The organism is Cellulomonas citrea (assembly GCF_009829685.1).
Classification (GTDB): Bacteria; Actinomycetota; Actinomycetes; order Actinomycetales; family Cellulomonadaceae; genus Cellulomonas; species Cellulomonas citrea.
In genome coordinates, this window is sequence record NZ_VWSD01000393.1 from 1 (window position 1) to 526 (window position 526).

General features: G+C 77.8%; 1 pseudogene. It reads right to left on the reverse strand.

The window, feature by feature from the left end:
* Positions 1-109: 109 nt before the first annotated feature.
* Positions 110-526, reverse strand: a pseudogene (locus F2B26_RS16925) (hypothetical protein); the annotation flags it as partial.

Consider the following 526-nt stretch of genomic DNA (forward strand, 5'->3'; position numbering starts at 1 on the left):
GTGGCCAGGGTGGTGACGTCCGGCCCGCCGGACAGGTCCTCGGCGAGCGCCAGCTCGGCGAGCTCGGCGGCCAGCCCGGCCGGCAGGTCGAGCACGGGCGCCGACGCGGTCACCGCTGCACCTGCGCGGTCTCGGCGGGGACCGTGGTCGACAGCTCGACGCCGAGCGGTGTGCGCCGCTGCTGCAACCCGACGACCGGCACACCGTCGCCGTCCACCTGGGTGTCCACGTGGACGAGCCAGTCGTCACGGTCCGCACGCACGTCGGAGCGCCGGTGGCAGCCGCGGCTCTCCTCGCGGCGCACCGCGGCGTCCACGAGCACGGTCGACAGCGCGTGCAGGTTGGTGGCCTCCCACGCCGCCCGGCCGGGCTGGGCGTGCCGGGTGCTCGGTCCCGTCGAGGCGAGCAGCCCGGCGAGCACCTCGAGCCCGTCGGGGTCGCGCAGCACACCGGCGTCGGCCACCATCTCGCGGGCCAGCACCGCCCGCACCGCCGGGTCGACCCCCGCGGCGTGCCGTGCCACCGT